The 11474-nt window shown below is 67.8% G+C and carries 3 protein-coding genes and 1 pseudogene; all 4 read right to left on the minus strand.

The genetic code is table 11. From position 1 onward, the window contains the following. A pseudogene (locus tag AC2VOG_RS15085) lies at positions 1-5094 on the minus strand (amino acid adenylation domain-containing protein); the annotation flags it as partial. Continuing rightward, the gene (locus AC2VOG_RS15090; protein WP_486940691.1) at positions 5084-5332 is read right to left on the minus strand and encodes an MbtH family protein; all 249 of its coding nucleotides are present in this window, start codon (positions 5330-5332) and stop codon (positions 5084-5086) included. The pseudogene AC2VOG_RS15085 and the gene AC2VOG_RS15090, both read right to left, overlap by 11 nt. A gap of 94 nt (positions 5333-5426) precedes the next feature. After that, a complete protein-coding gene (locus AC2VOG_RS15095; protein ID WP_486940692.1) occupies positions 5427-6272 on the minus strand; it encodes a class I SAM-dependent methyltransferase in 846 nt (281 codons plus the stop codon). Positions 6273-6305: 33 nt separating this feature from the next. Next, positions 6306-11474: SDR family NAD(P)-dependent oxidoreductase (locus AC2VOG_RS15100; RefSeq protein WP_486940693.1), on the minus strand; the 5169-nt coding region annotated here is incomplete at its 5' end.

An 11474-nucleotide genomic window follows, 5' to 3' on the forward strand; every position in this document is an offset into this window, starting at 1 on the left:
TGGTCGCGGCCGGCCAGCCAGGACACGAACCGGCGATAAGACCCCGGTGTCGGCAGTCGTTGCCCGTCGTAGCTGGCGAACAATTCGCGCACCAGGATCGGCAGCGACCAGCCATCCATCACGATGTGGTGATTGGTCAGCACAAACCGATGGGAATCCTCAGCGAGGCGGATCAACGCCGCTCGAAATACCGGCTGGTCGCCCAGGTCGCACACCGCCGCCCGCTCGGCGGCGCAGACCCGCTCGATCTGCTCGGCCACGCTGCCCTCGGCGCCGTCGACGTCGAGATCGATGTCGACATAGCGCCACGGCACCCACGGATCGGCGGGGACGATCTGCACCGGCTCGTCGAACTGCTCGGAGAACCGGGCCGCCACGTGCGGATGCCGATGCGCCACCGCATGCAATGCGTCCCGCAACCGGTGCACATCGACAGGACCGGACAGCCCGATATCGAGTTGCACCGCGTACACGTCGTCGGCACTGCCCCGCGTCGCATTGGCGTGAAACAACAGCCCTTGCTGCAATGGAGTCAGCGGCAGAACATCAGCGATCCGCATACAACCGCTCGAGCTCGTCAATCTGCTGCTGGCTCAACGGAGTAAGCGCAATATCCGAGGGAGTCAACCCGCCCCCGCCGTGGCGGACGTGCGCACAAATCCCGGCCAGGGCCTCGAACCACAAGCCGCTCAGCCGGCGGACCTGCGTTTCGTCGAGCACCGAGGTCGCCCATGTCCATGTCGCGTGCAGATACGGGCCGGCATCGGTGTCGACGGTGCCGGCGTTGAGTTCCAGGGTGTGTGCCAACGGCATCGGCAACCGCGAGCTGACGCGCAGACGAGCCAGGCCGTCGTGGCAGATCCCCCACCCGTCGCCGGATTCGTCGGTGGCCGTGCCTGCCCGCCCGAGGTAGTTGAAGCCGATCGTAGGGTCGGGCCCGAAGGGGTCCAGATCAGGATTCAGATAGCGCAACACGCCGTAGCTCAACGGCTCCGGCAGCGTCCGGAGCTGCTCTTTGGCGTCCTTGACCAGCGTCCCCAGCTCCGGTTCGCCGGCCACCACCTGCGCCCAGGACAGCCCGCCGACAGCCAGCGCGACCGGATATTTGGCGGTGAACCATCCCACCGTGCGCGACAGGTCGACGTCGGGGCTCAGCTCGTCGTCGCGGCCGTGGCCCTCCACGTCGATGCCGATCGGTGTGCCGCCGGTACCCAGGAACTCCGCGCATGCCAAGGCGAAGGCGATCAACAAAATATCGTTGATCCCGGCATGAAACGCGGTCGGCACCTCCGCCAGCAGCATGCTGGTGGTCTCGGTATCCAATGACACCGCCACGTTTCCCGCGCTGACGTAGGTGTCGACGTCGGGGCGCGCCGCGGGCAGCGCGGCCGGGATCGCCGCGATCCGCCGCCACACGAACGCGTGCTCCACGACTTCTGGACGGCGGGCATGCTCGAGCAGTAGCTCCGACCACCGGGCGAACGACGTCCCAGGCGCCGGCAGCTCGATCGGATGCCCGCTGCGGCGCTGGGACCAGGCGATGTTGAGGTCCTCCAACAGGATTCGCCACGACACCCCGTCGACGGCCAAATGGTGCACCATCGACACCAGCCGACCCGTGGAGACCACCCACAGCGCGCTCAGCATCACCCCGGCCGCCGGGCTCAACCGCGAACGAGCCTCGATCACCGCCTCATCGGTCAACACCTCGACGACCTGCAGGCAGTCCCGCGCATCCACCGAACCGGCGTCGGGCACCTGCAGCGACCAGCCTCCGGCACCGTCGTCTTCGACGCGTAGCCGCAGCATGGCGTGCCGATCCAGCAAGGTCTGCAACAACACCAGCACGTCGGACTCGTTGACGCCGGCCGGGGCCTGCACCACCGCCGTCTGGTTGAAGTGCTCGACCGGGCCGTCGATGTCGTGCAGCCAGCGCATGATCGGGGTGGCAACCACTGTTCCGATGCCCTCATCGGCCGGGCCGGCCACCCCGCGGGCCACGCCGGCCAGTCTGGCCACCGTCTGCTCGACGAAGACATCGCGTGGCCGGCAGACCAGGCCTGCGGCCCGCGCCCGGGCCACCACCTGCATCGCCAAGATACTGTCGCCGCCCAGCTCGAAGAACGATTCGTCGACCCCGACCTGCTCCAGTCCCAGCACCTGGGCGTAGATGCCGACCAGGATCTCCTCCACGGCATGGGTCGGGGCGCGGTACTGCTCCGCGTGCTGATATTCCGGTGCGGGCAGGGCGCGGGTGTCGAGTTTGCCGTTGACCGTCAACGGCAGCGCATCGATCGCCACCACCGCGGCTGGGACCAGGTAGGCCGGGAGCTGCTCGGCCAGCGCGGCCCGCGCGGTGGCCGGATCCGCGGTCCCGGTGACATACCCGACCAGCCGCTTGTCGCCGGGACGGTCTTCGCGGGCGATCACCACCGCCTGCTCGACCCCGGCCAGTGCGCTCAGCGCCGCCTGGACTTCACCGAGTTCGATGCGGTGTCCGCGGATCTTGACCTGCTGGTCGGCGCGGCCCATATAGCGCAGCTGCCCATCCGTGCCCCACCACGCCAAATCGCCGGTGCGATACATCCGGGCGCCGGGCTCCCCTAGCGGACACGCCACAAACCGCGACGCCGACAACCCGCCCCGGCCCACGTAGCCGTAGGCCAGCCCGGCTCCGGCCACATACAACTCCCCGACCACCCCGGCCGGCACCGGCCGAAGCCAGGTGTCGAGCACGAAGAAGCCGAGATGGGCCAACGGCACCCCGATCGGGCTGGTGGTGCTGTCGATATCGCTCTGGAAAATCTCCCGGAACGACGCGTGCACCGTCGTCTCGGTGATGCCGTACATGTTGATCAGGCGCGGGAATCCCGGGTGGGCTTGCAGCCACGGAGCCAGCCGGTGCGGTTCCAGCGCTTCGCCGCCGAACACCACGGCTTGTAGCTTCAGCGCGCCGCCCAGCTCCGGCTGCAGCGTGTCGGCGGTTTGCAGCGCATAAAACGCCGACGGGGTCTGGCTCAGCACCGTGACCTGTTCGGTCACCAACAGAGCGTGCAGATCTTCCGGTGAGCGGACTACCGCGTCGGGGACCACCACTACGCGGCCGCCGTAGAGCAGCGCACCCCAGATCTCCCACACCGAAAAGTCGAAGGCCAGCGAATGGCACTGCGACCACACCTGTCCGGCCAACTCCAGATCGCTATCGAGGGTTTCCAGCAGCCGCGTCACGTTACGGTGGGCAACAGCCACACCCTTCGGCGTCCCGGTAGTGCCCGAGGTGTAGATGAGGTAGGCGATTTCGTCGGGCGCCGGCCCCGGTAGCGCGGTCACCGGCTCGCCGGCAAGAGCGGGATCGTCGACATCGATGATCACCAGGTCATGGCCGGCCAACTGCGGCCGGTGCTCGGCGGCGGTGATCGCGGCGATCGGCGCCGCATCGCTGAGCACGAACGCAATCCGGGTGGCCGGCACCGACGGGTCGATCGGCACGTACGCCGCGCCCGTTTTCAGCACCGCCAGCATCGCCACGACTGCCTCCGCCGAGCGGGACAACAGCAGTGCGACCCGCTGCCCGGGTCCGACGCCCGCGCGGTCCAACCGATGCGCCAATCGGTCGGCGGCCTGCTCGACCTGGCGATAGGTCCACGACCGTGGCACGTCGCTGATCGCGACCGCCTCGGGGGCGCGGGCGGCTTGCGCGGCGAACATCGCCGGAATCGACGCCGGTGCCGGTGCCGGCTCAGTCAACACGGCCCGGTTGCCCCAGCCATCCAGCCGGGCCTGCTCGTCGTCGTCGAGCAGGTCCATCGAGGAGAGCAGTCGGTCCGGATCGGCCGCCATCGCCACCAACAGCCGGCCCAGCCGTCGCGCGATATCGACGGTGTCGTCATTCGACAACGGCCCACCGGCACCTGCCGTGCTGAGGAAAAGCTGGTCGCCGGCGCCGGAGAAGATCAACCCGAAGTCGCCTACCTGTCCCGGATTGGTGAACGACGCGGATGCCTCGACGCCGGCGAAGTCCATGGTGATCTTCGACGGCATGAAGTTGACGCTCACCCGGTTGGCGCGGTGCTCCGAGCCGTAGGGCCGGCCCTTGCGTTCCAGGGCGTGCACCGGAAAACGCTGATGCTGCAGCGCTTCCCGTATCCGGGTGTCGACGTGTTCGCAGAAACCGGCGACGGTGGCGCCCGGCGGAACCCGCAAGACCAGCGGCACCGCCCCGGAAACCATCCCGGGCAGCAATTTCGATTCCGGACGTACCCGACGGCTGACCGGGAAGTCGAGCACCACCTCGGGGCCCGCGGCGCACCGCCCTCGCACCAAGAGGGCACACGCCGCGGTGATGACCGACGATCGAGGCATGTTCCACTTCTGCGACAACTGCTGAATCTGGCGGAGCACGGCGGGGTCCAGCCGAACCGGCGCACCGGGCAACCGCAGATCACCCGCGCCCGCGGTACTCGCCGGCGGGTAATTCGGTTCGCTTTCCGGTGGCAGGTTCTCGGTCCAGTAGGCCTGATCGTCCTGATAATCCGTGGATGCTTCGTACTCCGCCTCGCAGCGAACCAGGTCCTGCAACGAGCCGAAGAAGGTCGGTGGAAGGGGCGCATTGGACGCCATCGCCGCGTAGACAGTGGCGATCCGATGGGCCAGCAGCGTGATGCCGGACCCGTCGATGACGATGTGGTGGAAGCACCCGAACAAGTGGAACTCATCGGCCCACGTTTGGAAGAGCGCAAATCTGAACAGCGGCCCGGTCGCCGGCATGGGGGTGCCCTGGATCGACGCGGCTATCCGACGCGCTTCGGAGACCGGCTGTTTCGATTCGCTGAGGTCGTAGAAGGCGATCTCGATATCCGGGTCGAGCACCCGCTGTCGAACCTGGCCATCGCCCTCGACGATGGCGGCCCGGGCCGGTTCGGCTTCCTGCATCACTCGGCGGATCGCCCGGTCCAGCAGATCGCGCCGCACGGTGCCGTCGAATCGCACAAGCACGCCGAGTTGCCATTCCGTACCGGAGCGACCGGTTTCCTGGGCGAGCCAAATGTCTAGTTGTCCCCGCGTCAGCGGGAGTGAGCGGTCATCATGATCCATCCGGATTACCCATCGAGACCCCCTTGCCCGTCGCCAACCTCTCGCGCAGACTCTTCGGCCGAATGTCAGGCCAGTGCTCTTCGATGTAGTCCAGACACGCCGCGCGGTCCCCCTCGCCGTACACCACCTGCCAACCGGCCGGAACATCCGCGAAAGTCGGCCACAGGCTGTGTTGCTCCTCGTCGTTGACCAACACAAAAAAGCTGCCGTCGGCGTCGTCGAACGGATTGATGCTCACGCGTCTCCAGACGGTCTACTCGACATGGGTGTAACAAGTTCTAGACGATACTAAAAGGCCCGACGGGTTGTCTAAGCGATCGGATGAAAAATCTTTAAAAGTGGACATGATGGGGAGCTGCAGGGCGCAGTTGGGACCGCAAGATGCGGTACTCCAACACGCCGGCCCGCATCTGCTCGTAGATCGCGGACCCCGGAAGCGCCAGAAAGTTGGCCACCCGGGCATTTCCGTCGCCGTACACCTGCTCCCAGTTGCTGCTCGCCAGATCGCGCGAGGCCAGTACGTTCGCGGTGATGTCGCGGTCGTCGACGGTGACAAACCCCAACTTCTTCAGCCGTGCCCGGACGTAGTCCCAGTCGTCCGGGCTCAGGAAGTCGGTATGCAAAAACCATGCTCCCGGCCGGCAGATCCGGCGGACTTGGCTCAGGAACGTGGGCAGGTTCCCGTACGAATGCGACGACTCGACATTGAGGACGGCGTCGCACGATTCGTCGGCCAGCGGGATGTTCAAGGCGTCGCCCACCCGGAAGTCCGTCGAATCGGAGAGGTGCGTCTTTCGGCAGAACCCGATCGCTTCCGCGGACATGTCAATGCCGATGACCGCAGCGTTGAACTTTTCCGCGACGAGCCGGGAGTTGCCGCCGCGCCCACAGCCGATTTCGACGACGGTGCGGTCGTTCAGGTCGATCGAGCCGATCACCTCGAACACCAGCCGGACCGAATTGGCGTTGAAGGTGCCGTCGCGCACGGCGAACGCCGATTCGTTGTCGGAATCCGTTGGCACATAGCCGTAATTGAGGAAAAACGACGAGTCAGCCACGCCGATGTCTTCGAGGCGGCGGCTCAGCAGATCGTAAAAGCTGTGCCACCCGTCGGCGGTTGTCGACAGTAGGTCATCAGCCAGGTACGCCGACATCGCACCCCGGGAGTCATCGTGCATCGAAGGCCTAGTCTGTTGATCCATAGGGTCGCCTTACCCGGCAGTTCCGGCCGCGGCGACGGGTTCGACCCCGACCGACTCAGGCACCTGACCGGCCAGGTATTCGGCCAGCGACCCGATGGTCGGATAGTCGAACACCGCGGTCGCGGTGATCGTGAACGCACCGCCGAATTGGGGGAGCAACCTGTTACTGAACTCGACTGCCATCAGCGAATCCGTGCCCAGTTCCAGGAACCGACTGGTTGCGGCGGGCGGTTGCGCGAGCCTCAGGAAGTTCTGCACTTCGCGCCGGAGGTACTCGGTGAGGAAGCTGCCGCGCTCGGTCTCGGGCACCTCGTGCAGCCGCCGGAGCAACTCGCTGTCGCCGGTCGCCGCCGCGACGGCACTCGGGAGCACGTGGTCCAGGATCGCGGGGCGAATGCCGCCGAGCCCCTTCGCTGCGCGCTGCCAGTTGGCTTTCAGGACGGTGGCCTGCGCGGTTCCGTGGGCGATGATCTCGCTGAGGCCGTCCAGCGCGACCGAGGGCTCCAGTGGAATCAGCCCTTGCGCACTGAGATTGACCCGCGCGGCATGTGAGGCGGCCATGCCGCCCTTCGCCCAGGGGCCCCAGTTGATGCTGGTCGCGGGCAAACCCCGCGCCCTGCGGTCGGCAACGAGCCCGTCGAGCAGCGCATTGGCCGTCGCGTAGTTGGCCTGTCCGGGTGAACCGATCACGCTGGACGCCGACGAGTACACCATGAAGAACTCGAGGTCGTCGTCTCGCGTCAGCCGATCCAGGTGGTAGGCGCCGAACGCTTTGGGCGCCAATACCGTCTGGAACCGCTCCAGGCTCTGCTGGGTGAGCAGCGCGTCGTCGAGCACGCCCGCCAGGTGTGCCACGCCCGCCAGCGGCGGCAGTTCGGCCCGGATCCGCTCGATCAGCGCTGCGGCCTGCGCCGCATCGCCGATGTCGGCGGTGAAGGTGTGGATGCGGCAGCGGTACCGCTCGGCCATGTCGGCAATGGTGCGCTGCGCATCGGCGTCCGGCATCCGTCGACTGGTCAGCACGATGTCGCCGGCGCCGAGCTGGGCCAGGTGCGCTGCGGTGTGCAGACCGAGTGCGCCGACGCCGCCGGTGATCAGATAGCTCCGATCACCGCGCGGCTGTAGCGGTTTGGGCATCTGCAACACGATCTTGCCGATGTGCCGTGCCTGTTGCATGCGACGGAACGCGGTCTTCGCCTCGGTGATCGGGTAGACCTCGGCGGCAATGGGCGCAAGCTCGCCGCCCACCATGCTGTCCGCCAATTCGGCCAGCAAGTTACCGGTCCGCTCGGGCTCGTGCTCGATGCAGTAGTCCAGGGCGATGATCTCGTAGTCGATATCGGGACGGGCCGCCGCCATCTGCTCGCGCGTCCAGATGTCCCGCTTGGCGATCTCGGCGAACCGGCCGCCCGGCGCGGTGGCCCGCACGGTCGCTTCGATGAACCCCTCGTTGGTGAGGCTGTTGAGCACCACGTCGACGCCCGCACCGCCGGTGTCGGCCAGGATCTGGTCGGCGAAATCGGTGCTGCGCGAGTCGTAGACGTGTTCCACACCCAACTCGCGCAGCGCCGCCCGCTTGTAGGTGCTGGCGGTCGCGAAGACGGTCGCACCGCGCTGCCGGGCTATCTGGATCGCCGCCAAACCGACACCGCCGCTGGCGGCGTGAATCAGCACCCGGTCGCCGGGCCCCACCTTCGCCCAGTCGAACGCAAGCCGGGTCGTCAACGCTCCCGCGGGGATGGTGGCCGCGGCTACCGTGCTCACGCCGCCCGGCACCGGCGCCAGGAACTGGGCCGGCACATTGACCCGGCTGGCGAAACCGCCCGGCATGAAGCCGAAGACACGCTCGCCGACCTCGAATTCGGTGACGCCGTCGCCCAACGCCGTGACGACGCCGGCGAGGTCGCCGCCCCCGACCCGTCCGGGATCGCCCGGATACAGGCCGAGCACGTTGAGCACATCCCGGAAGTTGAGGCCCGCGGCCTCGACCCTGATCTGCACCTGCCCCGCGCTGGGTGGCGGCACGTGTGCCTCGACCAGCCGAAGGTTGTCGATGGCGCCGCGTTCGGTCGGCTCCAGCAGGTAATCGCCGGCACGCGGTATCGGCAGATGGCCGTCGCGCGACCACGGCAGCAGTCGCGGCACCAAGTACTTTCCCTGACGCAGCGCGAGCTCAGGTTCCTCGACGGGTGAGCCGGTCGCGCCGAGCAGCGCAGCCAGTGCGTGGCCGGCGTCGTCGGACCCGTCGCAGTCGACCAGCCGGCAATTCAGGGCCGGTTGCTCGCTGATGACGGTGCGGCCAAAACCCCACAGCGCCGACTGCACCGGGTCGACCGGTTCGCCGGCCTCGGTCGCCACGGCCCGTTCGGTGACGATCCACAGCCCGCCGGTCAGTTTCAGGTCCGGCTGGGCCTGCAACGTCCGGACGACGGTGAGCAGTTGATCGATCTCGTTCTCCAGCCGCGCGGCGAATTCGGCACTCGGCTCTGGCGCGCCGGGACGCCGGTTGCTGCGCCAGACGATGCCCGAGACCGGGGCGCCGCGCTCGGCCGCCCGGGTGAACAGCCGACTCCACGAGTCCGGATCGGTGTTGTGGTCCAACGAGACGCAATCGGGAAGGGCGGCGGCCAACTCGTCGAATCCGGCGATCAGCCAGGTGCCGTCGCCGCCCGCGGTGCCCGCTGCCGGCGGCGATATCTCCTGCCAGCCAAGGGTGTACAGGTGCCGGGTGCCGTCGCCGCCGAGTCCGCGCAACAACGCCTCGCGGGGCGCCCGTTTGACGGTGAACTCGCGGATTTCGCCGAGCTGGCGGCCGTCCCGATCCACGAAATCGAGGTCGAAGACCTGGGTTTCGCTGTCGATGCCGCCGCTCTGCCAGCGCGCGCGGCAGTAGAACCGCTTGGGCAGCCGCTCACGCAGCACCACTCGTCCATAGCGAAGCGGCAGGTAGAGATCGGCGACGGCGCCGTCTTCGGCGGCCGCGAGCTCCGCCGGGAAGGCGGGGAAAGCGATTCCGGTGCACAGGTCGAGCAGCACCGGATGGATCGGCTCGCTGCCCAGCTGTTCGGCGAGTTCGTCGCCGATGGCGATATCGCCGACCGCTTCACCGTCGCCGGCCCACAGCGATTTGAGCGAGGTGGACCAGGTCGGGCCCCACGTCAGCTCCATGTCGGCGAAGGTGTCGAACAGCTGCTGCGGCCGGGTGCGGCCCAACCGTTCGCAGGCGGCATCGATGGATTCGGTCGGCGGCGGTGCGTCGTCGGTATCGGCGACGATCCGGCCGTCGGCGTTCAACGACCACTCGGATTCGCGATCACCGTACGGGCGGCTGTGCACCTGGAAGGTCCAGCCGCCGCCGTCTTCGACCGGGTGAACGGTCAGCTGCACCTCCCGGGAGGTCTTCTCGCCCAGGATGATCGGCTCGTAGAAGAAGACGTCGCGGATCTGCGCCGGGGTTCCGACCGCGGCAATGGCCATCGTCGCGTAGGTTGCGCCCGGAACGACCACCGTGCCGTAAATGACGTGATGGGCCAGCCACGGCTGCGTTTTGACGGACCACCGGCTGGTGTAGACGGCGTCGCCGGAGGCGAGATCCTTGGCGCTGCCCAGGATTCCCGACCCGACAGCACCATCGCTGCGGATGTCGGCTGTCTTGGGCCAGAAGCGACGCCGTTGGAACGGATAAGTGGGCAATCCGAACGTGTGACGCGGCCGCTGGTGCAGCGCCGCGAAATCGGGCCGGTGCCCGGCGACGTAGGCCGCGGCCAGCGCTTCTGTCATCTGACGATGGGCGTCGGTGTTCTTGCGCAGCGACACGATCGGCTGCGGAGCGGGCGACGATTCCGGCCAGGCCGCCAGCGCGGCGACGGTCAGAATCGGTTGCGGACCGATCTCCATCAGCACCGAACAGCCGAGCTGCGCCACGGTGTGCACGCTCTGGGTGAACTGCACCGGCTGCCGGGAATGCCGCCGCCAGTAGCCGCCGTCCAGCGGGGTTTCCGCGGTGATGACCTCGCCGGTGCGGTTGCAGACCAGGGGCAGGGTAGGCACCGCGAATTCGAATCCCTGTGCATAGGACTCGAATTCGTCGAGTGCTGGGTCCAGTAGCTCGGAGTGGAAGGCGTGACTGGTGTCCAGCCAGGTGCAGCGGACTTCTTCGTCGGTCAGCCTGGCCACAATCTGTTCCAGATCCGCGACCGGGCCCGAGAGCACGGTGTTGGCGCCGTTGTAGGCGGCGACGGAAATGTGGGGGAATTCGGCGGCGACGTGCTCTACCCGTTCGGCGTCGGCGAAGACCGCCACCATCCGCCCGCCCTCGGGCAGATTGCCGAACAGCCGACCGCGTTCGGCCATCAGTCGTGCCCCGTCCTCGAGGCTGAACACGCCCGCCACGCACGCCGCGGCGTACTGGCCCACGCTGTGCCCGAGCACCACATCGGGCTCGATGCCCCAGGACTGCCACAACCGGGCCAGGCCCATCTCGACGGCGTACAGCGCCGGTTGCGCAAAAGAGGTGTGCCGCAGTGTTTTCCCGCCGTCCTCGGCGGTGTCAGCCTCGTCGGCGTCGGCGTCGGTGTCGAACAGCACGTCCAGCAGTGGACGCGGCAGCAGTCCCTCGACGGCCTCCGCGCATCGCCGCACGACGTCGGCGAACACCGGTTCGGTGTCGAACAACTCGCGTGCCATGCCCGGGTATTGACTGCCCTGACCGGTGAACAGCCACGCTGTCTTCGGCCGGTCGCCGCACACGCCGCGCAGCGCGCCCGGCCCCAACCGATCCTCGGCCAACCCGGCCAGCAACTCGCGGCCGCCCTGAACCGAATCCACCACGAGCGCGGCCCGGTGCTCGAAATGCGACCGTCCCACTCCGGCGGTGAAGCACACATCGGCGAGGTCGGCCTGCGGGTGCGCGTCCAGCCAGTCCCCGTATCGCTGCGCCAACGCCGTCAGCGCCTGCGGTGATCGTGCCGAGAGCGGCAGCACGCCAACGAATTCCGCTGCTGCCGGCTCGGGATCGCCTGCCGGTTGGGACGGGGCTTCCTCGATGAGGACGTGCGCATTGGTGCCGGAGAATCCGAAGGAGCTTGTTCCGGCGCGACGGGGTCGGCCGCCGGTCTGCCAGGGAATCGCCTTGTCCACCACCCGGACCGGCAGCGAAGCCCACGGAATGTTCGGCGA

Source organism: Mycobacterium sp. TH-M11, from assembly GCF_057473725.1.

Bases quoted from the DNA above. Each gene is read 5' to 3' on its own strand.
- AC2VOG_RS15095 (WP_486940692.1), bottom strand. From the start codon at position 6,272: ATGCACGATGACTCCCGGGGTGCGATGTCGGCGTACCTGGCTGATGAC.